The 23,907-nt window shown below is 52.9% G+C and carries 25 protein-coding genes and 3 tRNA genes; 11 read left to right on the forward strand and 17 right to left on the reverse strand.

The window, feature by feature from the left end; translation table 11 throughout:
- Positions 1–331: 331 nt before the first annotated feature.
- The 6 genes from HB664_RS16935 (at position 332) to HB664_RS16960 (ending at position 6,166) form a co-directional block, all read left to right on the forward strand.
- The gene (locus tag HB664_RS16935) at positions 332–1,453 is read left to right on the forward strand and encodes a branched-chain amino acid ABC transporter substrate-binding protein (RefSeq protein WP_033145885.1); all 1,122 of its coding nucleotides are present in this window, start codon (positions 332–334) and stop codon (positions 1,451–1,453) included.
- Positions 1,454–1,552: 99 nt separating this feature from the next.
- Positions 1,553–2,467 carry a branched-chain amino acid ABC transporter permease LivH gene (locus HB664_RS16940; protein ID WP_219939868.1) on the forward strand — a complete coding sequence of 305 codons (915 nt, stop codon included), beginning with the start codon at positions 1,553–1,555 and terminating at the stop codon, positions 2,465–2,467.
- Positions 2,468–2,478: 11 nt separating this feature from the next.
- Positions 2,479–3,753: a high-affinity branched-chain amino acid ABC transporter permease LivM gene (gene livM / locus HB664_RS16945; protein WP_219940842.1), complete on the forward strand. Its 1,275-nt coding sequence runs from the start codon at positions 2,479–2,481 to the stop codon at positions 3,751–3,753.
- Positions 3,750–4,625, forward strand: coding sequence for an ATP-binding cassette domain-containing protein (locus HB664_RS16950; RefSeq protein WP_039263773.1), 876 nt, complete (start codon positions 3,750–3,752; stop codon positions 4,623–4,625). Before livM ends, HB664_RS16950 begins: the two co-directional genes overlap by 4 nt.
- Positions 4,622–5,338, forward strand: coding sequence for an ABC transporter ATP-binding protein (locus HB664_RS16955; RefSeq protein WP_094935629.1), 717 nt, complete (start codon positions 4,622–4,624; stop codon positions 5,336–5,338). The genes HB664_RS16950 and HB664_RS16955 overlap by 4 nt, the downstream gene beginning before the upstream one ends.
- Before the next feature lie 366 nt (positions 5,339–5,704).
- Complete coding sequence (locus HB664_RS16960) at positions 5,705–6,166, forward strand: OB-fold putative lipoprotein (protein ID WP_219939869.1); 462 nt, start codon at positions 5,705–5,707, stop codon at positions 6,164–6,166.
- A 287-nt stretch (positions 6,167–6,453) separates the two neighbouring features.
- On the opposite strand, the gene HB664_RS16965 is transcribed toward HB664_RS16960, so the two are convergent.
- The 6 genes from HB664_RS16965 to uvrY all read right to left on the reverse strand — a co-directional run bounded on the left by HB664_RS16965 (position 6,454) and on the right by uvrY (position 9,990).
- Positions 6,454–6,540 (reverse strand) — tRNA-Leu (locus HB664_RS16965).
- A gap of 11 nt (positions 6,541–6,551) precedes the next feature.
- Positions 6,552–6,625, reverse strand: a tRNA-Cys gene (locus tag HB664_RS16970).
- A gap of 46 nt (positions 6,626–6,671) precedes the next feature.
- Positions 6,672–6,747: transfer RNA gene (locus HB664_RS16975), tRNA-Gly, on the reverse strand.
- Between the two features lie 152 nt (positions 6,748–6,899).
- Positions 6,900–7,448 (reverse strand): CDP-diacylglycerol--glycerol-3-phosphate 3-phosphatidyltransferase, encoded by a 549-nt coding sequence (gene pgsA / locus HB664_RS16980; protein ID WP_028019572.1) that lies wholly within the window; start codon positions 7,446–7,448, stop codon positions 6,900–6,902.
- 56 nt (positions 7,449–7,504) lie between these two features.
- Positions 7,505–9,337 carry an excinuclease ABC subunit UvrC gene (uvrC, locus tag HB664_RS16985; RefSeq protein ID WP_219939870.1) on the reverse strand — a complete coding sequence of 611 codons (1,833 nt, stop codon included), beginning with the start codon at positions 9,335–9,337 and terminating at the stop codon, positions 7,505–7,507.
- Positions 9,334–9,990 carry a UvrY/SirA/GacA family response regulator transcription factor gene (uvrY, locus tag HB664_RS16990; protein ID WP_013096026.1) on the reverse strand — a complete coding sequence of 219 codons (657 nt, stop codon included), beginning with the start codon at positions 9,988–9,990 and terminating at the stop codon, positions 9,334–9,336. The genes uvrC and uvrY overlap by 4 nt, the downstream gene beginning before the upstream one ends.
- A gap of 466 nt (positions 9,991–10,456) precedes the next feature.
- Here uvrY and HB664_RS16995 point away from each other — a divergent pair, with 466 nt between their 5' ends.
- Positions 10,457–10,681: a DUF2594 family protein gene (locus tag HB664_RS16995; RefSeq protein WP_008500345.1), complete on the forward strand. Its 225-nt coding sequence runs from the start codon at positions 10,457–10,459 to the stop codon at positions 10,679–10,681.
- Between the two features lie 66 nt (positions 10,682–10,747).
- Here HB664_RS16995 and sdiA read toward each other — a convergent pair whose 3' ends face one another.
- The 9 genes from sdiA to HB664_RS17040 all read right to left on the reverse strand — a co-directional run bounded on the left by sdiA (position 10,748) and on the right by HB664_RS17040 (position 18,658).
- Positions 10,748–11,470: a transcriptional regulator SdiA gene (sdiA, locus tag HB664_RS17000; RefSeq protein WP_047061117.1), complete on the reverse strand. Its 723-nt coding sequence runs from the start codon at positions 11,468–11,470 to the stop codon at positions 10,748–10,750.
- A 221-nt stretch (positions 11,471–11,691) separates the two neighbouring features.
- Positions 11,692–12,444: an L-cystine ABC transporter ATP-binding protein TcyN gene (gene tcyN / locus HB664_RS17005; protein ID WP_047061118.1), complete on the reverse strand. Its 753-nt coding sequence runs from the start codon at positions 12,442–12,444 to the stop codon at positions 11,692–11,694.
- Positions 12,441–13,109: a cystine ABC transporter permease gene (tcyL, locus tag HB664_RS17010; RefSeq protein ID WP_014884380.1), complete on the reverse strand. Its 669-nt coding sequence runs from the start codon at positions 13,107–13,109 to the stop codon at positions 12,441–12,443. Before tcyL ends, tcyN begins: the two co-directional genes overlap by 4 nt.
- 21 nt (positions 13,110–13,130) lie before the next feature.
- A complete protein-coding gene (gene dcyD, locus HB664_RS17015; protein ID WP_064672745.1) occupies positions 13,131–14,117 on the reverse strand; it encodes a D-cysteine desulfhydrase in 987 nt (328 codons plus the stop codon).
- A gap of 106 nt (positions 14,118–14,223) precedes the next feature.
- Entirely contained in the window at positions 14,224–15,024 is an 801-nt protein-coding gene (gene tcyJ / locus HB664_RS17020; RefSeq protein WP_023336163.1) for a cystine ABC transporter substrate-binding protein, read from the reverse strand.
- Between the two features lie 86 nt (positions 15,025–15,110).
- Complete coding sequence (fliZ, locus tag HB664_RS17025) at positions 15,111–15,662, reverse strand: flagella biosynthesis regulatory protein FliZ (protein ID WP_008500339.1); 552 nt, start codon at positions 15,660–15,662, stop codon at positions 15,111–15,113.
- Between the two features lie 54 nt (positions 15,663–15,716).
- Positions 15,717–16,436 carry an RNA polymerase sigma factor FliA gene (locus tag HB664_RS17030; RefSeq protein WP_039263779.1) on the reverse strand — a complete coding sequence of 240 codons (720 nt, stop codon included), beginning with the start codon at positions 16,434–16,436 and terminating at the stop codon, positions 15,717–15,719.
- Between the two features lie 129 nt (positions 16,437–16,565).
- The gene (gene fliB, locus HB664_RS17035; protein ID WP_139153139.1) at positions 16,566–17,825 is read right to left on the reverse strand and encodes a flagellin lysine-N-methylase; all 1,260 of its coding nucleotides are present in this window, start codon (positions 17,823–17,825) and stop codon (positions 16,566–16,568) included.
- Between the two features lie 8 nt (positions 17,826–17,833).
- Complete coding sequence (locus HB664_RS17040; RefSeq protein ID WP_058841426.1) at positions 17,834–18,658, reverse strand: flagellin; 825 nt, start codon at positions 18,656–18,658, stop codon at positions 17,834–17,836.
- A gap of 401 nt (positions 18,659–19,059) precedes the next feature.
- Between HB664_RS17040 and fliD the strand changes: the two genes are divergently transcribed.
- From fliD to amyA, 4 genes are read left to right on the forward strand one after another with little or no spacing between them, the layout of a single operon-like run.
- A complete protein-coding gene (gene fliD / locus HB664_RS17045; protein ID WP_143346815.1) occupies positions 19,060–20,484 on the forward strand; it encodes a flagellar filament capping protein FliD in 1,425 nt (474 codons plus the stop codon).
- Between the two features lie 21 nt (positions 20,485–20,505).
- Positions 20,506–20,910, forward strand: coding sequence for a flagellar export chaperone FliS (fliS, locus tag HB664_RS17050; RefSeq protein ID WP_023312296.1), 405 nt, complete (start codon positions 20,506–20,508; stop codon positions 20,908–20,910).
- Positions 20,911–20,915: 5 nt separating this feature from the next.
- Positions 20,916–21,290, forward strand: a complete 375-nt coding sequence (gene fliT / locus HB664_RS17055; RefSeq protein ID WP_023312297.1) for a flagella biosynthesis regulatory protein FliT — start codon at positions 20,916–20,918, stop codon at positions 21,288–21,290.
- Positions 21,291–21,341: 51 nt separating this feature from the next.
- Positions 21,342–22,829 carry an alpha-amylase gene (amyA, locus tag HB664_RS17060; protein WP_064672953.1) on the forward strand — a complete coding sequence of 496 codons (1,488 nt, stop codon included), beginning with the start codon at positions 21,342–21,344 and terminating at the stop codon, positions 22,827–22,829.
- A gap of 102 nt (positions 22,830–22,931) precedes the next feature.
- Here amyA and yedD read toward each other — a convergent pair whose 3' ends face one another.
- Positions 22,932–23,345, reverse strand: a complete 414-nt coding sequence (gene yedD / locus HB664_RS17065; RefSeq protein WP_047647421.1) for a lipoprotein YedD — start codon at positions 23,343–23,345, stop codon at positions 22,932–22,934.
- 74 nt (positions 23,346–23,419) lie between these two features.
- Complete coding sequence (gene fliE, locus HB664_RS17070) at positions 23,420–23,734, reverse strand: flagellar hook-basal body complex protein FliE (RefSeq protein WP_008500329.1); 315 nt, start codon at positions 23,732–23,734, stop codon at positions 23,420–23,422.
- Positions 23,735–23,907: the final 173 nt, after the last annotated feature.

Genomic DNA, 23,907 nt, shown 5'->3' on the forward strand with positions numbered 1-23,907 from the left:
AATCGTGACCTTTGCACAACTTATGGGCTTTATTGTTAACGATATGTGATCTCCGCTGTAATTTCTTCTCCTCCCGCAAGGCGGCATAACGCGGCGCTCTATACTCAAACATGTCGCATGCCCGTCAATGGGTTAACCATTCTGGCAACGTTTTTGCTTAACGTTCTTCGCGCGCCTCTGCGCAGGGAAATCTCGCCGTAATATGCAGGATGCCGTCTGTATCTTGTTCGTTTAGTGCATTTTGTTCTTGCTCGTGTTTCGGATTGGCTGCGCCGTCGGGCGTTCGGGTTTACGCCGTGGTGCAAAAACCTCTTTGCTAAGGAACATAATAATGTCGCTGAAATTAATCAGAACTCCTCTTTCTCTTGTGTTGGCCGGTTGCCTGGTGACGGCGTTTTCCGCCCGGGCAGATATTGTGATTGGCGTGGCCGGGCCGTTCACGGGTCCGAATGCCACCTATGGCGATCAGTACTGGCACGGCGCAACGCAGGCCGCTGAAGACATTAATGCCGCAGGCGGCATTAACGGCGAGAAGATCAAACTGGTTCAGGGGGATGATGCCTGCGAGCCCAAGCAGGCCGTGGCCGTCGCCAACCGTTTAGTTGACCAGGATAAAGTCAACGCCGTGGTCGGCCATTTCTGCTCCTCTTCCACAATGCCCGCCTCCGAGGTGTATAGCGATGCGGGCATTATTGCGATTACCCCCGGCTCAACTAACCCGTTGATCACCGAACGCGGCATGAGCGACATGTTCCGCATGTGCGGACGCGACGATCAGCAGGGTCAGGTTGCCAGCGACTTCATCATCGACAAGCTGAAAGCCAAGCGCGTGGTGATTATTCACGATAAAGACACCTATGGTCAGGGTCTGGCTGACGCCACCAAAGCGGCGCTGGCGAAACGCGGGGTTCAGGATGTGATGTATGAGGGGTTATCTCGCGGTGAGAAAGACTTTAACGCGCTGGTGACCAAGATCGGCGCGCAAAAACCGGACGTCGTGTTCTTCGGTGGCTGTCACCCGGAAGCCGGTCCGCTGGTTCGCCAGATGCGCGAACAGGGCGTGCAGGCGAAATTCTTCTCCGGCGACTGTATTGTCAACGAAGAGATGGTGACCGCCGCGGGTGGCCCGCAATATACCAACGGCATTTACATGACCTTTGGTAAAGATCCGCGCCTTATCCCGGACGGTAAAGCGGTTATCGAGAAATTCCGCGCCGGTAAATTCGAGCCGGAAGGTTACACCCTTTACTCCTATGCCTCCGTACAGGCTATTGCCGCAGCCTTCAAGGCCACCGGCGGCAAGGACTCCGCCAAAGCCAGCGAGTGGCTGAAAGCCAATTCCGTCGACACGGTGATGGGCAAAAAAGCCTGGGATAGCAAGGGCGATCTGAAAGTGTCTGACTACGTGGTGTACCAGTGGGACGACAAAGGCAAATATAAGGAAGTGCAGTAACGGGACGGAGTCACGCTCAACGTCGGCGGGCCTGCCCGTCGGCGCGTAATAAACATCAGGCTGCGCGCATCGCGCAGCCTATAAAACGAGCGCGCTAAGATGAGTACATTCTTCCTGCAACAGTTAATCAATGGCTTAACGCTGGGCTCCGTCTACGGTTTAATCGCCATCGGCTACACCATGGTGTACGGCATTATCGGGATGATCAATTTCGCCCACGGCGAAGTGTATATGATTTCCGCCTATCTCTGCGCCATCGGCCTGGCGCTGCTCTCGTTCTTCGGTCTGCAGTCGTTCCCGCTGCTGATCCTCGGGACGCTGGTGTTCACCATCGTGGTAACCGGGGTGTACGGCTGGACCATCGAGCGTATCGCCTACAAGCCGCTGCGCAACTCGACGCGCCTGGCGCCGCTGATCTCCGCCATTGGGATGTCTCTTATTCTGCAAAACTACGCGCAGCTGAGCCAGGGTCCGCGCCAGCAAGGGGTGCCGACCATGCTGGACGGCGTGATTCGCCTGCATCTGGGCGACGGGTTCGTACAGATAACCTACACCAAAGTGTTTATTCTGGTTGCCTCGTTTGCCGGCATGCTGGTGCTCACCAGGATTATCAACCATACCCGGCTGGGCCGGATGTGCCGCGCGGTACAGCAGGATCGTAAGATGGCCTCCATTCTGGGCATTAACACCGACCGGATTATTTCGCTGGTCTTTGTCATCGGCGCGGCGATGGCCGGTCTGGCGGGGGTGTTGATCACCATGAATTACGGCACCTTTGATTTCTACGTCGGGTTCGTGATCGGCATTAAAGCCTTTACTGCGGCGGTACTCGGCGGCATCGGCTCCCTCCCCGGCGCCATGCTCGGTGGCCTTATCCTGGGCGTGGCGGAAGCCCAGTTCTCGGGCATGGTGAACTCAGACTATAAAGATGTCTTTTCGTTCGGCCTGCTGGTCATGATCCTGATTTTCCGTCCCCAGGGGCTGCTTGGGCGCCCGTTTGTGGCCAAAGTGTGAGGGAGAGAATGATGACATCACACGGTTTTTCACTTAAACGCTGCATTCTGGACGCGATTTTTTCCGGGCTGATTGCGCTGATTATTTTCGGCCCCATTGCGGGCGTGGTGCTGGACGGTTACAGCTTTAACTTCGCCGGGCAGCGGCTGGCCTGGATGGTCGGCATCGTCATGCTCGGGCGTTTTCTGTTGAGCGCCTTTTTAGGTACCGCCGCGGGCGCCCGTTTCCAGTCACGCTTCGAAGCCGATAGCGCGGGCGTATATGTCCGGCCACCGGAATACAAAAGCCGCATGCGCTGGATTATTCCTCTGGTGATTACCCTTGCGATTTGCTTTCCGTTTGTCGCCACGAAATATGTGCTGACCGTCGCCATTCTCGGGCTGATCTACGTGCTTCTCGGTCTGGGGCTGAATATCGTCGTGGGTCTGGCCGGTCTGCTGGATCTGGGATATGTCGCGTTCTACGCAATTGGTGCGTACGGTCTGGCGCTGGGATACCAGTATCTCGGCTTAGGCTTCTGGAGCATGCTGCCGCTGGCGGCAATTATGGCCGCCGCCGCAGGCGCCCTGCTCGGTTTCCCGGTACTGCGCATGCACGGTGACTATCTGGCCATCGTCACACTCGGGTTCGGGGAGATCATTCGCCTGATACTGAACAACTGGCTGACCTTCACCGGCGGACCAAACGGCGTCTCGGCCCCTCCCCACACCTTTTTCGGTCTGGAATTTGGACGACGCGCGAAAGAAGGCGGCGTGCCCTTCCACGAGTTTTTCCACCTGACCTACAACCCGAACATGAAGTTTATTTTTATCTACGCGGTGCTGTTCCTGGTGGTGATGCTGGTGCTCTATATCAAGCACCGCCTGACGCGGATGCCGATTGGTCGGGCGTGGGAAGCCCTGCGTGAAGACGAAATAGCGTGCCGCTCAATGGGGTTAAATCATGTTCTGGTTAAGCTGTCGGCCTTTACGCTGGGCGCATCGACCGCGGGCATTGCCGGGGTGTTCTTCGCCACCTATCAGGGGTTCGTGAACCCGACCTCCTTTACCTTCTTTGAATCGGCGCTGATCCTCGCCATCGTGGTGCTGGGCGGGATGGGCTCGACGCTTGGCGTAGTGCTGGCCGCTTTTGTGCTCACCGTAACGCCGGAACTGCTGCGCAGTTTTGCCGAGTACCGCGTCCTGCTGTTTGGCATGCTCATGGTGGTGATGATGATCTGGCGTCCGCGCGGTTTGATCCGCATTAACCGCAGCGGGTTCGCCGTGCGTAAGGGTGTCGCACCATGAACGGAACGATATTACGCGTTGAACATCTTATGATGCACTTCGGCGGGATTAAGGCGCTAAACGACGTCAACCTGGACGTACAGCGTGGCTCAATTACCGCCCTGATTGGGCCAAACGGGGCGGGAAAAACAACCGTGTTTAACTGCCTGACGGGCTTCTACAGGGCCTCCGGAGGCAACATTTTATTTAATACCCGCCATAAAACGACCAACGTTATTCAGGTGCTCGGACAAAAATTCCAGCCGGGAGACTGGATTAACCCCGCGCAGTTCGGGCAGCGTCTTTTCTACAAAATGTTCGGCGGAACGCATCTGGTCAACCGCGCAGGGCTGGCGCGCACGTTTCAAAATATCCGTCTTTTTCGCGAGATGTCGGTCGTGGAAAACCTGCTGGTTGCGCAGCATATGCGCGTTAACCGCAATCTGCTCGCCGGGATCTTAAATACGCCGGCATACCGGCGCGCGGAAAGCGACGCCCTGGACAGGGCCTTCTACTGGCTGGAAGTGGTGGATCTGGTGGAGTGCGCCAATCGTCTGGCGGGAGAGATGTCGTACGGCCAGCAGCGGCGTCTGGAAATTGCGCGAGCAATGTGCACCGGCCCGGAAATGATCTGTCTGGATGAACCCGCCGCCGGGCTTAACCCGGTTGAAACGCATAAGCTCAGCAGCATTATTCGTTTTCTGCGGGATCATCATGACATCACGGTATTACTGATTGAGCATGATATGGGGATGGTGATGGAGATTTCGGACGACATTATCGTGCTCGACCACGGGGATGTTATTGCCAGGGGAAAACCCGAGCAGATCCAGCATGATGAAAAGGTCATTGCCGCCTACCTGGGTACGGATGAAAGCGAGGTCAACCTATGAGCGAACCGCTGCTGGCATTTCGCGAGGTGGATGTGTTTTATGGCGCCATTCAGGCGCTTAAACAGGTTTCCCTCGAAGTCAATAAAGGTGAAACCGTGGCGCTGATTGGCGCAAACGGCGCGGGTAAATCGACATTGCTGATGTCCATCTTTGGCCAGCCCCGCATTCGCAGCGGACAGATCCTTTTCGGCGGTGAAGATATCAGCCATAAATCCACCCACTACGTCGCGTCCGGCGGCATTGCGCAGGCGCCGGAAGGCAGACGAATTTTCCCGGATATGACCGTTGAAGAGAACCTGCTGATGGGGACCATCCCCATCGGCAGCCAGTTTGCCGCTGAGGATATGCAAACCATGTTCGACCTCTTCCCTCGCCTCAAGGAGCGACGCAAGCAGCGCGCGATGACCATGTCCGGCGGAGAGCAGCAGATGCTGGCGATCGCCCGGGCGCTGATGAGCCGTCCGAAGCTGCTGCTGCTGGATGAACCGAGCCTCGGTCTGGCGCCGATTGTGGTGAAACAGATCTTCCAGACGCTGCGCGAGCTGGCCCGCAACGGCATGACCATCTTTCTGGTGGAGCAGAATGCGCATCACGCGCTGAAGCTTTCCGACCGCGGGTATGTGATGGTTAACGGGCAGATCCGGCTGAGCGGCAGCGGCGAGGAGCTGCTGGGAAATCAGGAGGTGAGGAAGGCGTATTTGGGCGGGGTTTGACTACACGATGTTCATGCGCCATCGAATCACCTTTATACTGTTTAACATCGGCGATTCAGCTGCCTTTCATGACGTGTGTCGCTGCGCTTCTTCTCCTCTAAGCCAAAACTATATCAATAAATCGCACTATTTATTGTAGGCCCGAGCAAGCGTAGCTCCAGCGGGAGGAACGCAAAAAGATACTTTGTCAGCAGTCTTCAGCTCCCCTTTTTGGGATATCACAACAATGCTTTCCTTGAAAAAGGATAAAATAATTTACTCGCGTAAATCCTTTTTATAGGCAATAAGCGTCCTTATGCGATAAAGTAATAAGGTGAAAACCTCACATTACTTACACAGCAAAACTATTAGCTAACAGGTGATTACATGAAGAAATTTATTAAATGGATTTTCTATATCTTTATTGCTTTGATGGTTCTGGGATATATCGTCGGTAAAAACGACAAATCTGAAGCAGGCGCGACTTCGTCTTCTGCATCAGTTGCGGATACGCAAGAGTCAGTACCGCAAAAAGAAGTGTTTACAACCTCCGCAAGGCAGCTTTTTAAAGCTTATGAAGAAAATGAAGTTGCAACCGATGAAAACATGAAAGGTAAGCTCGTCGCAGTCAGGGGGGTTGTTCAGTCCATTGATAAAGATTTTACAGACTCAATTATCATCGGCTTACAAACAGACAACCAGTTCATGCCTGCACGAATGGAGATGGAAAACTCAGAAAAGGCTACTGCTGCAGCAATGAAAAAAGGACAGCAGGTCACTGTTATTTGTAAAAAAATGATCCGAGTAATGGGTGCTCCTTCTGGACGAGATTGTTTATTCGCAAAATAACGAATCGGGAGGGTTGCCCTCCCATTCCATTCCCCCGATCCATCCTGTCGCCAACATCATGCCACTTATCCATACCTGATATGCTTATATAATACCCTTATTCCACACGCCAATCGCGTTGCAGTATCGGGGTAACATAAAGATATGTAGACGCGACGATGTAATCGCCTGGCTGTACTTGCGAAAAGCTGGAATAATAATCGGAGAGCGAAATCAGAAAATAAAAAAACCACCTTTCGGTGGTTTATACGACACTGCTTATTGCTTTGATTATTCTTTGTTTCCCATGGTAGCCGGAGTGGGACTTGAACCCACACAGCGCGAACGCCGAGGGATTTTAAATCCCTTGTGTCTACCGATTCCACCATCCGGCCAGGGAAGAAAGTGGAGGCGCGTTCCGGAGTCGAACCGGACTAGACGGATTTGCAATCCGCTACATAACCGCTTTGCTAACGCGCCGTAAAACTTTTCAAACTGACACCCGCTACTGCGCATGTCTTTAATCTGGAGCGGGAAACGAGACTCGAACTCGCGACCCCGACCTTGGCAAGGTCGTGCTCTACCAACTGAGCTATTCCCGCATGTCATCAAGTAAACATCTAACCACTTGATTTCATTATCGTCCGGCTTGCTGTGCCGCCGTTCGATGCGTTGCATTCTACTGATATGACGTTATGAGTCAACGTTATTTTTTGCATCCCTGGATCGTTTGCTGAAAATTACGGCGAAACGATCACTGATCAAGCAAATCCCCGCGCGCAGCGTTCAAATATTGCAGCATGGACCACAGCGTCAGCACTGCCGCCACCCACAGCAGACCAATTCCCGCCCATTCAACCCAGGCGTTCGGACGCCAGAGCATCCAGACCAGCGCCGCCATCTGCGCCGTCGTTTTGACTTTACCAATCCACGAGACCGCCACGCTGCTGCGTTTCCCCAGTTCCGCCATCCACTCGCGCAGCGCAGAGATAATGATCTCGCGGCCGATCATGGTTGCCGCGGGCAGCGTCACCCACCAGGTATGATAGTGCTCGGCTACCAGCACCATGGCGATAGCGACCATCACTTTGTCTGCCACCGGATCGAGGAAGGCACCGAAACGGGTGCTTTGATTCCAGCGGCGCGCCAGATAGCCATCAAACCAGTCGGTGACCGCTGCGATAAGGAAGATCAATGCGCAGGCGAAAGGTGCCCAGACGACCGGCAGGTAAAATGCCAGTACAAAGAACGGGATGAGTACGACACGGAAGAGAGTGAGCAACGTAGGGATATTAAATTGCATAATGACGGTAACTGTTTGTTGTCAGTAAAATTTAGCTCTATGTTGCTACAGAGCCCTCAATGTTTCAACGAGTAGTAGATCTTTTCTGCCAGCCCTTGCGAAATACCCGGCACTTTTGCAATTTCCTCCATGCTGGCGTTGAGTAATCCTTGCAATCCGCCCATATATTTCAGCAGCATCTGGCGACGTTTTGGCCCCACGCCTTCGATCGTTTCCAGGCTACTGGTATTTTTCACCTTCGCCCGTTTTTTGCGGTGACCGCTGATGGCATGATCGTGTGATTCATCGCGAATATGCTGGATGACGTGCAGCGCCGGGGAGTCCGGCGGCAGGCTGAAGCCCTCGCCTTCCGGCTCGAAGAACAATGTCTCCAGACCGGCCTTACGATCGGCCCCTTTTGCGACCCCCAGCAGCAGCGGATGGTTTTTATCCCAGCTGACATCAAGCGATTCAAATACCGCTTTCGCCTGGCCGAGCTGCCCTTTCCCGCCGTCAATCAGGATCACATCCGGAATTTTGCTCTCTTCTATGGCTTTACCATAGCGACGACGCAGCACCTGATTCATGGCCGCATAGTCATCGCCCGGCGTGATCCCGGTGATGTTGTAGCGGCGATACTCGGCGCGCAGTGGGCCATTCGCATCAAAAACCACGCAGGAGGCCACCGTCTGTTCTCCCATTGTGTGACTGATGTCGAAACACTCCATCCGTTTCACTTCCGGAAGCTTCAGCAGCGTCGCCAGGGCCGTTAAACGCTGGTTGACCGTCGACTGCTGCGACAGCTTAGTGGTGAGTGCCGTCGCCGCGTTGGTTCGCGCCAGCTTCAGATAACGCGCGCGATCGCCGCGCGGTTTAGTTTGTACATTCACCCGACGGCCCGCCAGTTCAGAGAGCGAATCGGCCAGCAGGGTTTTATCGTCAAGATTAAAATCGAGCAGAATCTCAGAAGGCAGCGTGCGCATCTGGCTCCCCTGCAGGTAGAACTGGCCTACAAAGGTTTCCACCACTTCACCCAGTTCAGTACCGCCGGGCACTTTCGGGAAATAGCTGCGGCTGCCGAGCACTTTGCCCTGGCGAATAAACAGCACGTGCACGCAGGCCATCCCGGCGTCAAAGGCTACGCCGATGACGTCGAGATCGTCACCGGTATTCGAGACAAACTGTTTCTCAGTGACTCTGCGCACCGCCTGGATTTGGTCGCGGATACGCGCGGCCTCTTCGAACTCGAGTGCGGCACTGGCTTTTTCCATGCGCGCGATCAGCTGCGTTAAGACCTGATCGTCTTTTCCAGCTAAGAACAGGCGCACATAATCCACCTGCTGGGCATACTCTTCTTCACTTACCAGCCCTTCCACGCAGGGCCCCAGGCAGCGTCCAATCTGGTACTGCAGGCACGGGCGCGAGCGGTTACGGTAAACGCTGTTTTCACACTGGCGGATAGGGAAGATTTTTTGCAGCAGCGCCAGCGTTTCACGCACGGCATAGCCGTTAGGGAACGGCCCGAAGTAATCGCCCTTGGCGTGTTTTGCACCGCGGTGCATCGCGAGGCGCGGATGGGTATCGCCGCTCAGAAAAATAAACGGGTAGGACTTATCATCACGCAACAGAACGTTATAGCGCGGCTGGTAGAGCTTTATATAGTTGTGCTCAAGCAGCAGCGCTTCTGTCTCGGTGTGCGTGACGGTGACATCAATATTCTGAATGAGTGAGACCAGCGCTTCGGTCTTACGGGAGGCCAGGTTACTGCGAAAATAGCTGGAGAGGCGTTTTTTAAGATCTTTTGCCTTCCCCACGTAGATAACCGTACCGCCAGCGTCATACATGCGATAGACGCCAGGCTGGCTGGTTACGGTTTTCAGAAATGCTTTTGAATCGAACACATCACTCACTGACTTAACAACGTCTCCGCATTACACAAACCGTGCCGGATGGCCAGGTGCGTCAGTTCGACGTCACCATGAATGTTCAGTTTACTGAACATCCGGTAACGATAGCTGTTCACCGTTTTCGGGCTGAGATTCAGCTGTTCCGAGATCTCATTCACCTTCTGACCTTTGGTGATCATCAGCATAATCTGCAATTCACGCTCGGACAAACTGGCAAACGGTGATTCGGTTTTTTCGGGCTCGATCTGACTCAGCGCCATCTGCTGGGCAATGTCGGACGCTATGTAGCGCTGTCCGGCAAACACGGAACGGATTGCATTGACGACTTCCTGCGGCGCAGCACCTTTACTCAGGTAGCCCGCTGCGCCCGCCTGCATCACTTTCGCGGGCAGTGGGTTTTCGGTATGCACGGTCAGCATGATGACTTTGGTATCAACAAAGGTACGCGCGATTTTGCGTGTTGCTTCAAGACCACCGATACCGGGCATGTTCATATCCATCAGTACCACATCGGCCGAGTTTGTGCGGCACCATTTTACCGCATCTTCGCCGCAGCACGCCTCACCGGCAACCTTAATACCTTTAATATCTTCAAGAATGCGTCGTATCCCTGCGCGCACCAGTTCGTGGTCATCAACAAGAAGGACGTTGATCAAAGGAAATGTCTCCAGAATAGGGATAACGCTACTGAGTGATAATTTGGTTTATATTAACGGTTTTCCTCGCAAGATTAAAACGTTAAAAAACCGGCTATTCGATTTTGCTCTCGTTTTTGGAAATTAGGCTGTACAGTCCGTGGAAAGAGAGACCATGCATTCCGCGCTTTTGCAGCTTTTTTTAAGCATCTGTATTCAAAAAGTTACAAAAAACTTGCAGGCTTTTCCTGCAAAAAAACAGATCTCAAATTTTTGTAACAATAATTAACGACAAGCGAACCGGGCATAAACAATTAATAGCCTTTCACGGCGGTTTAGTTTACCGGTACGTTCTGTTTACGCAATTAAACATCAACGTAAAAGTACGAAAAACAACCGCTGCATTTTTTGCTGCAGCTTGTGGTATACTCCGCCGCCTTGACTTTCGTCGTCGCGCTTTAGCGCCGTTAAATAATGAGGAAAATAAATGAGCACACCTGAATTTGCCACTGCGGAGAATAACCAGGAACTGGCACAGGAAGTAAACTGCCTGAAAGCACTGCTGACGCTGATGCTGCAGGCGATGGGCCAGGCGGATGCCGGTCGTGTGATCATTAAAATGGAAAAACAAATCGCGGAGATGGAAGACCAGGCTGAATCTGCGGTATTTGCTAACACCGTTAAGCAAATCAAACAAGCCTACCGCCAGTAACAAAAAACGGCTGGATGCAGTGCATTCAGCCGTTTGCTCGTCTGTCACGCAGAACGTATTATCCCGTCAGATCAGTCCCGTTGCCGCCGCGTAGCACGCAATCTGGGTTTTGTTGGGCGCATTGAATTTCTTCTGCATATTTTTCTGATGGAAGTTAACGGTATTCTCTGAGATAGAGAGAATGATCGCTATTTCCGCTGACGTCTTCCCTTCCGCAGTCCATTTCAGAATTTCGCGCTCGCGTTTGCTGAATTTCATTTCAGGTGGCATGACCATCTCATCTTCAAAACGCACCAGAGAAGTTAAGGCCATTTGCACCAGCATTTGCAGCCGCACTTCTATTTCCTCACGGGCAAAAGGCCCTGCCAGTACACTAGTACGGGAAACAGACAGGAAGCCGAGCGCATGATTAGGCAACATCAGACACTGCGTTATTCCCTCGCGTAAACCGTGGTCCTGCGCGCTGTGCCATAATTCCTGCGCGTCAGCGAATAATGCGTCTGTCCAGGGTAAATGACCCTGAATGAAATTCTCCGGTTTTAAGACGGGATCAATCGCGAAATAGTTCGCGGATTGATATTGCGCCATCCACTGCTTTGGGTAAGTGGTATGCACAGAGATCTTAGGCCGGGTAAACGGCACGGGATGGCGCACGCAGAGCGAGTAACAATCGAATTCAAGCGTCTGAGTTTGTCGCTGTAATTCCTGATATACCTCGTCGACACAGGTCAATTCCTGAAACCGGAGGGAGCAATCCCGTCGCCAGGTGAAAAAGTCTGAATCCTTCATACTTACTAAATGAAGCCTCTGAAAAGATAATCATTATTATGGTGAATATAACCTAACACATAAAACTTTTTTCTAACTACAAAATATCGGCATTAGCACAATTAACTTTACTATTGATAAGGTTTATCCGGGCCGGATGGAATAAAAAAACAAACGACTGCCCCCGAAGGGAGAATAATTTGCTCCAGCCTAAATTTCTGGAGCAAATTAGTGCAAAAATGCTACTGCATCAGGAATTTTTCAAGGAACTGACGGGTTCGCGGCTGCTGAGGATTAGCGAACAGGCTTTTCGCCGGCCCCTGCTCCACAATCCGCCCCTGATCCATGAAGATGGCTCTGTCAGCCACATCGCGTGCAAAGCTCATTTCATGCGTCACGATCACCATCGTCCGTTTTTCCTGCGCCAGCTGGCGAATGGTGTTCAGCACCTCACCCACCAGTTCCGGATCGAGCGCAGAGGTCGGTTCATCAAAAAGGATCACGTCAGGGCGCATAGCCAGCGCGCGCGCTATCGCCACGCGCTGCTGTTGCCCGCCCGACAGACGGCGCGGATAGCTGGTCTCTTTCCCCGCCAGCCCGACTTTAGCGAGCAGTTCGCGCGCGCGCGCCGTCGCGTCCTCTTTCGATTCACCTTTTACAATGACCGGTCCTTCAATAATGTTCTCCAGCACCGTACGGTGCGGGAAGAGATTAAAGCTCTGGAAAACGAAGCCGACATGCTGGCGCAGGCGGCGAATTAACCCTTTCTGTTGGCTAATGGATTTCCCGGTATCAATCGTTATCTCTCCTACCCGAATAGTGCCGCCTTCCGGCTGTTCAAGCAGGTTAATACTGCGCAGCAGCGTCGTTTTTCCCGAACCGCTTGGTCCGATAATCGCCACCACTTCACCCTGCTCGACTTCAAGATCGATCCCGTGGAGCACCGTTTGACCGTGGAATTTTTTCACCAGGTTTTTGACGTCGATAGCACTCATTTTGGATCACGCTCCTGGCGGTTAAGCTGGTTTTCGAAGTAGTTTTGCAGAGCAGACAGCACCGTCGCCATCACCCAGTAAATCAGCGAGGCGGCCAGATACATGGTAAAGACTTCAAGCGTGCGCGAAGTAATGAGCTGCGCCTGACGGAACAGTTCCGGTACCTGAATCGTTGCCGCCAGGGACGTATCTTTCACCAGGCTAATGAAGCTGTTGCTCAGCGGTGGAAGCGCCACGCGCGCCGCCTGCGGCAGAATGGCCCGACGCAGCGTCTGCCATGGCGTCATCCCGATACTGGCCGCCGCCTCCCACTGCCCTTTGTCAATGGAGGAGATCGCCGCTCGCAGGGTTTCTGACGTGTACGCCGCGGTATTGAGCGACAGACCAATCATCGCTGCGGGGATCGGATCCAGCTCGATACCAAACTGCGGCAAGCCGTAGTAGATCATAAAGAGCTGGGCGATAAGCGGCGTGCCGCGAAATACGGAGATATAAAAACGCGCCAGCCAGCGTACCGGCAGGATGGGTGACATGCGCATTAATGCCAGCACAAATCCCAGCACCAGCCCGAAGAACATCCCGCCGATACTGAGCTGTAACGTAAATACCGCACCTTTCAGCAGATACGGCAGAGAATCAATAACCAGTTGAATACTTTCTTGCATTATTATTTTTCGACCTGATTTTTAGACATGAGGATGGTAGGCAAACAGCGCAGGCGCCCCGCCGGTATGGACAAATAAAATCGGCCCTTCATCCTTAAAGCGTTTCTGCGCAATGCCGTCAATCAGTCCGGCCATCGCTTTGCCGGTATAGACCGGATCGAGCAGTATCCCCTCGAGGCGCGCCAGCAGCTTCACCGCCTCCATGCCCTCTTCGTTAGGCGTGCCGTAACCCGGCGCAAAATAGTCATCCCAGAGCAGAATATCGGCCTTTGCCTTGAGCTCCAGCTGCGCGGCTACCGCCTGCTGTAAGGTGACCACTTTCGGCTTCTGATCCGCGACGCTGCGGGATACCGTCACGCCAATCAGCTCGACGTCCGGCAGCAGTTGTTCGAGCCCCACCGCCAGCCCGGCGTGCGTGCCCGCGCTGCCGGACGCGACAACCACGGAGGAAAGGCTTACCGCGCCCTCGCACTGCTGCGCGATTTCCAGCGCACTTTCCACATACCCCAGCGCGCCCAGCGCGTTCGAACCGCCGACGGGGACAACGTAGGGGCGGAACCCCTGCGCTTCCAGACGCGTCGCCAGCTCGTCGAGCTGGGCGGTCGGGTCGGTCAACGCATCCACCATTTCGACCTGCACGTTAAACAGATCCAGCAGCAGGCGGTTACCGTTGGTCAGATAGTTTTCTGCCCGCGTGCCAATCGGGTTTTCCAGCAATGCCACGCAGTGGAGCCCGAGCTTTGCCGCCACTGCCGCCGTCTGACGGACGTGGTTGGACTGGATAGCCCCGGCGGTAATGAGCGTATCCGCGCCTTCGCGCAGTGCATCAGCCGCCAGAAACTCCAGCTTGCGCAGCTTATTGCCCCCCATCGCCATCGGCGTCACGTCATCACGCTTAATAAAAATATCGCGCCCTAAATAATCAGAAAATCGCGGCAGGTACTCCAGCGGCGTCGGCGCGCCGATGAACTCCAGGCGGGGAAAGCGCGTTAAATTCTGTAGTGACATGGGTTCTCCGGTAACTCTGACAAAATGTGATATTTTTCATTATGCACGCAGACGCGAAAGAAATAAAAAAGGCGCTTTTAAAAGCGCCTTTTTTTACGGCAGAAGCTTATTTGGTGACGTCTGCACCGAACCACTTCTCGGAGAGCGCCTTCAGGCTGCCGTCTTTTTGCATGTCAGCAATCGCGGAATCAATCGCTTTAACCAGGTCTTCGTTACCTTTACGAACGGCAACGCCTGATTCCTGACGAGAGAACGCATCACCCGCTACCGCCAGGGTATTGTTGGTTTTCTTCACCAGATCCAGCGCTGCCAGGCGGTCAACCAGAATGGCGTCGATACGGCCCACGCGCAAATCCTGGTATTTCGTCGGGTCATCATCATAGGTGCGGATATCCACGCCCTGCACGTTCTGGCGCAGCCACTCTTCGTAGTTGGTACCCAGACCGACACCGACTTTCTTCCCTTTCAGGTCCGCGGCAGTTTTAATTCCGCCTTCGTTGCCTTTCTTCACCAGCGCCTGAATACCGGACACGGTGTACGGCGTAGAGAAGTCATATTTCTTCTTACGCTCGTCAGAAATGGTCACCTGATTAATCACCACATCAATACGTTTGGAATCCAGCGACGCCAGCATACCGTCCCATTTGGTCGGTTTCAGTGACGCTTTAACGCCGAGGTGCTTCGCCAGCTCTTCAGCAAACTCCACTTCAAAACCGGTCAGCTTACCGTCATCGCCCTGGAAGCTGAACGGAGGATAGGTTCCTTCCAGCCCGACCAGCAGCGTACCGCGCTCTTTTACTTTATTCAGCAGGTTTTCTGCGGCGAACGTTTTCACGCTCATGCCCGCAACCAGCGCAACGGCCATAACACCCATCAGCGCCTGACGACCCAGAAGTGCAAATTTCATAAATACCCCGATATAGTGGAATTTTTACGTAGTGTAGAGAAATCGCCTGCAACGTCAAAGGCGACTGCGCTACATCTTATTCTTTTTTAATATATATCAGAAGTTGTTCCGGCGTGGGCTTTCTGCTTTATGGCACCCGGCATTTGTACCTTGTATTGAGCATACTTGCGCAGCGCAATTCGGTAGTTGTTGGTGCTGGTCGCAGGCAGCCACGGCTCCAGATTTTCATCCAGATAACCGGTTTTCAGCAGATCGCGAGAAATGTTGTTTACGGTCAGATGTTGCCCAAGGCGGCGCAGGCGAACGACATATTCGCGAACGGTGCCGTGGCTCATCTCCGTTTGTTCAAACAGGAACTGCTTGAAGCCGATAATATCGAAGAAGTCGCTTTGCTCTTTGCAGTGGAGATCCCCACAGAAACGGCAAAGCGCCACCCACTCTTTTTGCTCTTCGAGCCATGCTGCTTCGTCCATCAACGTGTCGAGACGCGAAATCGCAATCTTATTGACGATTTCGCCCCGGCGAACCAGCGTGATACGATCGAGTAACTTGTTACAGTGGGCGCAATGCGTCTGGCTGTGTTTAAAGTCTTTCAGGTAGCGGCTTAAAGGCCGTCTTTTAGATTGCTGCACCGTCATGATAACTCCTGGTTGTCAATACGTTGTGCGGCATTTTTAAGGTGAATCAATCACCTATAACTTACCCAGCTTGGTTCGTAAGCGTTTAATGGCCTGGCTGTGCAGCTGGCTCACCCGCGACTCTCCCACCTCCAGAACAGCGCCAATCTCTTTGAGGTTAAGCTCTTCCTGGTAATAAAGGGTCAATACCAGCTGTTCGCGTTCAGGCAGAGCTTCAATAGCCTCCATGACGCGCTGGCGTAAATTCCCTTCCATTAAATGGTGTAACGGGTTTTCATGCTGGTGCTCGTCCGTCACCAGCTCGATGCTATCGCCATGCTCTTCGCGCCACTCGTCATAAGAGAAGAGTTGGCTATTATTGGTATCGAGCAACATCTGACGATACTCTTCAACAGCAATGCCAAGACGCTCCGCCACTTCGGTTTCCGTTGCGTTACGTCCCAGTTCCTGTTCCAGCTGCCCCATCGCATGCGCCACTTCGCGCGCGTTGCGGCGAACACTGCGCGGCACCCAGTCGCGGCTGCGCAGCTCGTCCAGCATCGCACCACGAATACGCTGAACTGCGTAAGTCGTAAATGCCGTTCCTTGCAGAGCGTCGTATCGGTCAACTGCATTCAATAACCCGATACCGCCCGCCTGTAGCAGATCGTCGAGTTCCACGCTCGCCGGCAAGCGCACCTGGAGGCGCAATGCTTCGTGACGCACCAGCGGGACATAACGCTGCCACAGCGAGTGTTTATCCATTACACCTTCAGCGGTATAGAGTGAATTCACGATAAACAGCCCTGCGTTAGTTGAGTTATCGGCATGATTATCCGATTCTGCAGGGCGTTCAATTGGATGAAAAAGGGGGATAAAGTGAGGTTATTCTGAGGTTGCCCACAACAGGGGCAACTTTTCTGGCTAAATTAACAGTTGTAACAATGAAAGATCGTCGCCCAGTTTGACGCTATCTATATGTTGATGAAAGAGCTTTCCCGCTTCCTGATTATGCTGGCTAAGGGAGTGGAAGCTGTAAATAACATCAATAATATTATCTTGTTCAATTTTCCCCGCCACGATCGCCTGACCGGCAAGTAACGTTTTAAGGAAATAGAACTCCGCAACGATTAAATAAAGGTTATTCAACATGCTGCGGCCATTGTTCTGCGGGAAGCCCTGCTCCCAGAGTTTGTATTTAAAAAAGTTCTTAAACAAATGGTCATTGGTCGCCAGGTAACTGCCCGCCACATCGCGCCAGACGGACTCGATGTTCTCCATGACTTTCTCTGCCGGCACAGTGTCACCCGCAGACTCAAATTGTTGATAAAGCTGAGAAAAATAACGATTCAACACGGCGCCGCCGCGGCTGGCTGTTTTCTTCGTAAAGAAACTCTGGATGAGCGAAATTAATGCGAATTTCAGTCTGTAGTTCTGATTAAATCCGCCTAATTCCGTTTTGATTTTACCGCTCACCAGTTCGTTAACCAGCGAGAAATAGACCGTTTCGAGCGTGCCGATATTCTCTTCGAGATTATCGAGCTTTTCAGCCACCATGAGGAATTTCACCACGGCGTAAACCTGTTCTTCAACGCTGACGCCCTCAACGCTGAAAATATTCTGGCAGAAGAGATTGATGACCTTTGCCTTCAAATCAATCATCGGCGCATTATTGACGTCCTGCTGAACAATGACAGATTCCATCAACGACATAGACTCCCGATCGTTCAACAGAAGTCGGGTCACTTCCGGACACGAGAGGTTCAGCGATTTTTCGATTTCATTTTTATAGACCCGGTTTGTCCGCGGGAACGACGTACAGGTTGGGCTTAAGGCCTGGATGCCCATGGCGCTATGAACAGAACAGAGTTTTTCCGTATCCATAAACGGGCAGTTTTTACTTTCCGTATGGAAAATCACTTCACCCCAGTGGTCATAGTTTTTTTTGGTGACTTTTATCGCCGTTTTCGCCGTCTGACGAATAGCGGCATTTTTACTGTTCAGATAGCGATTAACGGAGGATTTATCAAACGCGATGGTCCAGCCCTGACAACAATGTTCACGGCATTCCCCACCGACACATGAAAAATCTGCGACCAGCTTTGGTTGAGTGACACTGATTTGTTTCACAGGCGGATTCTCAAATAGCAGAGATAAAAAAACCCCGCCGAAGCGGGGTTTCACGCGTAAAATTAACGCAGCAGAGACAGAACGGTCTGTGGAACCTGGTTTGCCTGAGACAGAACAGAAGTACCAGCCTGCTGCAGGATCTGCGCGCGGGACATGTTGGAAACTTCAGTTGCGTAGTCAGCGTCCTGGATACGGGACTGAGCAGCAGACAGGTTGTTAGAGGTGTTGTTCAGGTTGTTGATTGCAGAAGTGAAGCGGTTCTGCACAGCACCCAGACCGGAACGAGCGGTATCAACTTTAGCAATAGCTTTGTCGATGGTGTCCAGGTCAGTAGCGGTCATTGCTGTCAGGTCGATAGCGTTCACGCCCAGAGTAGTGGTGTCAGCTTTAGCACCGCTCAGGTCCAGATCGATGGTGTCGCCGTCGTTTACGCCAACCTGAATTTTAACTTTACCAGCAGTACCAGCAGTGCCGTCCAGCAGTTTGATGCCGTTGAAGTCAGTTTTGCCTGCAACGCGGTTGATTTCAGCCAGACGCGCTTTAACTTCATCCTGCAGGGATGACAGGTCAGATGCGCTGTTGGTGCCGTTGCTTGCCTGAACAGCCAGTTCACGGACACGCTGCAAGTTGCTGTTGATTTCGTTCAGGGAACCTTCAGCAGTCTGCGCCATGGAGATACCGTCGTTGGCGTTACGTGCAGCCTGGGTCATCCCTTTGATCTGAGCGGTCATGCGGTTTGCAATCGCCTGGCCAGCAGCATCGTCTTTCGCGCTGTTAATACGCAGACCTGAAGACAGACGCTCGATAGCAGTGCCCAGAGAAGACTGAGATTTGTTCAGGTTGTTCTGAGTGGTCAGGGACATCAGGTTAGTATTGATAACTGCCATAATTTTGTTTCCTTCAAAAATTGGGTTTTAGGTCCGGTGCCTAACACTCACAGCGTCTCTCACCGTCAACAAGGTTATCGACGGGTCCCCAAAAGACTTTAGAATCAATTTTTAAAAAAATACAAGCTACTGATTATTAATCATTTTATTTTTAGAAAATCAATTACGGTCAGCAAGAGGCTTATTATTTGCGCTTTTTTAACGCGCAAAGAGATGGCAAAAAAGGCACACACTTAATCGTGTTTTTAATGCACTGATAATGTCCCTAAAGTGCAATCCATTCATTTACCCCGCCAGAACGCGTCTATTCTTCGGATTATTTTTTTCTCACCATCGTAAACTTTTACGTTGAGAGGCCGATAAGAGTCCTGAACTACTTTCGTATTTTAAGGAAAATATGCATGGCTACTATCAGTAACCTCGGGATAGGTTCTGCAGGACTCGGGGATTTATATAATCAGTTGGAAGCGGCAGAGAAAACCAAGCTGACGACGATTACTTCCCAGCAATCAACGTATAACGCACAGTTAAGCGCTTACGGCAAACTGCAGAGCGCCATGACATCGCTGCAGACTGCCACCGCTGCACTGGGTAAAGCAACCACCTGGAACTCAACGTCCGTTAGCAGCACCAACACGGCCTTTACCGCCACGACAACGGCAGACGCGTCCGTGGGTTCCTTTGTTGTCAACGTCAACCAGGTTGCAAAGGCACAGGCACTCACTACCGGCTCTTATGCAAACAACACGGATCTGCTGGGCGATACGACAGGTACAACGCGTAAAATCACCATCACCCAGCCGGGCACGAAAACGCCTTTAGAGGTCACCCTGGCGGATGGCGATACGTCGCTGGCCGGGATCGCGAGCGCCATTAATAAAGCGAACGGCAACGTCACCGCCAGCGTCATTAAAGCGAAAGACGGTGATTACCGCCTGATGCTGTCATCTAAAACCACCGGTACGGATGGTGCGATGACCATCAACGTTACCGGCGACGCCAAGCTGCAAGGCGCCATTGGTTATGATTCAACCACCAAAACGGGCGCGCTGACGGTGAACACCGGAGCTCAAAACGCAATTGTGGTAGTGAACAGCATTTCGATTGAGCGCCAGACGAATACCATTACCGATGCCCTGCCTGGCGTGACTTTCTCGCTGAAAGCAGAAAGCAAGGCAGATGAAACATTGGAGGTGACTCGCGCAACGGATGCGAACCAGAAGGCGATCACCGACTGGGTCACGGCGTATAACTCGCTGCAGTCCACCATTAACAGCCTGACGAAGTATGTTCCGGTTGATGCAGGCGCCGGCAGCCAGTCTACCAGCAACGGTGCGCTGGTCGGTGATGCGAACGTGCGCGGGGTTCAGTCCCAGCTGCGCGGCCTGCTGACCGAAGTGCAGGCCGGCTCCATTCAGATCATGGCCCAGTTGGGGATCACCCAGGATCCGGTGAAAGGCTCGGACGGTACCGTCGGTAACCTGAAAGTCGACACCGATAAGCTGAAAAAAGCGCTGACCGACAACCCGAACGCCGTACAGCAGTATTTTGTCGGTGACGGAAAGAAAACCGGTATGGCGACCCAGATGAACAACACGCTGACCACCATGCTCAGCACCAGTACCGGCAGCGCCGGGGTGATCCAGAACGCGAAAGACGGGATCAACAAAACGCTGAAAACGCTGGGCGAACGTTACGATGCCATGGATGCTCAAATTGAAGCCACCATGGCGCGTTACAAAACCCAGTTCACCAGTCTGGACGTATTAGTCACCAAAATGACCAGTACAGCCAACTACCTGACCCAACAGTTCTCACAAAAGTAGTCGTAGCCTTCAGGAGTGGATATGTATAAGACCTCTGGTGTTCAATCCTATCAGCAGATAGGAGTAGAAAGCGCAGTCATGAATGCCAGTCCACACCAGCTGATTGTCATGTTGTTCGACGGGGCGCATAGCGCCCTTGTTCGCGCGCGTTTGTTCATGGAAGCCGGACAAATTCGAGAGAAAGGCGAAGCCTTATCCAAGGCCATCAACATCATCGACAACGGTTTGAAAGCAGGACTGAACATGGAGGTTGAGAGCGAATTGTCCGGTAATCTTGCCTCCTTGTATGAATATATGGTTCGACGTTTGTTGCTGGCGAATGTCAGTAACGACGTAGACGCAATTGTTGAAGTCGAGGGTTTATTAAACAACATTGCGGATGCGTGGAAGCAAATCGGCCCCAATGCGTCCTCTATTTCAGGATAATTTTGATGAATAATCCCAGCGCTGCGCTTAGCCACTGGCAGGCGTTACATGCTCAGAGCATTGCTATGCTAAATCTCGCACATTCTGGTCAATGGGATGCGCTTATCGAGCAGGAAATGCATTACGTTCAACTGGTGGAAAAAATTTCGCAGACACCCATCATGTCATGCCCTCCGGCTCAGGTTGAGCAAGCGCGTGCGCTGCTGGAAATGATCCTTGAAAATGAGAATGCGCTAAAGGCACTGCTGAAAGTCCGGATGGACGAACTGCGCAATCTGATTGATCAAACCGGTAAACAGCAATCCATCACGTCTACCTATGGAAAGCTGTCAGGGAATATTCTTTATCCAGAAAGTTTTACCCGCGACACACAACTATGATTTCTTCATCCATACTCCAGAAGTCTGCCAATGGCTTCTGGAGCAAGGATGATGAAAAACCCCACCCTGTTACAATGTTTTCACTGGTACTACCCTGCTGGCGGTGAATTGTGGCGAGAGGTCACGGCGTTAGCTCCCAATCTTAACGAAATCGGCATCAACATGATCTGGCTGCCGCCCGCCTGTAAAGGGGCATCCGGCGGGTATTCTGTCGGCTATGACACCTATGACCTGTTCGATCTTGGCGAATTTGACCAGAAAGGCAGTATCGCCACGAAATACGGCGACAAGGCGCAGCTGCTGGAGGCTATTGATGCCCTTAAAAGCAACGACATTGCCGTTCTGCTGGACGTGGTGGTCAACCACAAAATGGGCGCCGATGAAAAAGAGCCCGTGCGCGTTCAGCGCGTGAACGAACAGGACCGCACGCAAATCGATGACGAGGTCATTGAATGCGAAGCCTGGACTCGCTACACCTTCCCAGCCCGGGCCGGGCAGTACTCACAGTTTATCTGGGACTACAAATGCTTCAGCGGCGTCGACCATATTGAAAACCCCGATGAAGATGGCATCTTTAAAATCGTCAACGACTACACCGGCGAAGGCTGGAACGATCAGGTTGATGATGAGATGGGCAACTTCGACTACCTGATGGGCGAAAATATCGACTTTCGCAATCACGCCGTGACCGAGGAGATCAAATACTGGGCCCGCTGGGTCATGGAACAGACGCGCTGCGACGGTTTTCGTCTGGACGCCGTCAAGCATATTCCCGCCTGGTTTTACAAGGAGTGGATTGAGCACGTCCAGGAAGTCGCCGACCAGCCGCTGTTTATCGTGGCGGAATACTGGTCCCATGAGGTGGATAAACTTCAGGCCTATATCGACCAGGTCGAAGGCAAAACCATGCTGTTTGATGCCCCTCTGCAGATGAAATTCCACGAGGCGTCACGTCAGGGCCGGGATTACGACATGAGCCAAATCTTCACCGGTACCCTGGTGGAAGCCGATCCGTTTCATGCGGTCACCCTCGTCGCGAACCACGACACCCAGCCTTTGCAGGCGCTGGAAGCACCGGTCGAAGCCTGGTTTAAACCGCTGGCGTACGCGCTGATCCTGCTGCGGGAAAATGGCGTGCCGAGCGTCTTTTATCCGGATCTCTTCGGCGCCAGCTATGACGACGCGGGAGGCGACGGTGAAACGTACCATATTGATATGCCGGTCATTGTGCAGCTTCACGAGCTGATCCTCGCGCGCCAGCGTTTTGCCCACGGCGTGCAAACGCTGTTTTTCGACCATCCTAACTGCATCGCTTTCAGCCGCAGCGGCACCGATGACGATCCCGGCTGCGTGGTGGTGATGTCGAACGGGGATGATGGTGAAAAAGTGATTTGTCTTGGGGAAAACTACGGCAACAAAACGTGGCGGGATTTTCTCGGCAATCGCGAAGAAACCATCACCACGGCGGCGGATGGCGAAGGGACGTTTACCTGTAATGGGGGAAGCGTCAGCGTTTGGGTGATAGAGGATGCGCTGTAGAACGGGAAACGTGCGGCCTGATGCCCTCACCCCGTCCCTCTCCCACAGGGAGAGGGCGCAAACACCAAAAACGGCAACGAGGTTGCCGTTTTGCGTTTACCCTTAGGGTAGTTTACTCTCGAGCGGATTCTTGCTCAGGTAATCAGCACACTCAGCCGTTGGACGGTCGACTTTCTGCAGCTCCAGCCCGTCATACTCCAGCGTCGAGCCATCGCGCTCCAGCGGATAGATATCCAGCTTACGCGTCACGTTGTAATAACTGTCTGAACGCAGCATGATTTTACCCGGCACGGCAATCACGCGCTGCCACTGACGGCAGTCCAGCGTATCGCCCTCTTCCGTCACCACCAGCGTGGCAATCGCCTTCGGGCTGACCATGTTGCTCTGCGGCCCTTTCGACTGCCAGTATCCCGCCAGATGCGCCGGGACAGGATGCTTGATCACGTCGTTATAGTTATCGACCTGAACGCACCCGGTCAGTGCCAGCAGCGCGCCAGCAATTGCTATTTTTTTCATCATCTTTCCTGCATTCGAAGAAAAAAATATTGTGGCATTAAAGCGCTGCGGCTGCCAGCGAAGATCGAGAGGTATTAAACCTGCATCCCCATGACTTCCTGATACGCAGACACCAGCTTGTTACGCACCTGGATCCCCATCTGCAGGGAAACCGAGGCTTTTTGCAAATCGGTCATCACATCATTCAGCGCCACGCCCGGCTCACCGAGGGTGAACTTTTCTGCCTGAGTGCGTGCTGCGGTCTGGGTATCACTGATACGGTCAAGAGCGGCATGCAGTTGCCCCGCGAAGCTGATGCTCGGCTGCTGATCTGCCACATTCTGATTACGGGCCGTCATCGCCGTTGCCTGCAACTGACTGATTACCCCTTCAATGCCCTGTATAGCCATGACTCTCCCCTGGATGGTTTTTTACGCGGTCAAGACTAACAGCTTGTCAATAAGATAATGGCGGTAAATAGCATGAAAAAACCAGGTTATTTGACGCATAGAAAATCACGAATCATCAAATAATGGCAGGGCCATCAATATGGAACTTTTGTCGTGTTTGCCGACCCGGGAGT

This window comes from Enterobacter sp. DNB-S2 (genome assembly GCF_019443845.1).
Classification (GTDB): Bacteria; Pseudomonadota; Gammaproteobacteria; order Enterobacterales; family Enterobacteriaceae; genus Enterobacter; species Enterobacter asburiae_B.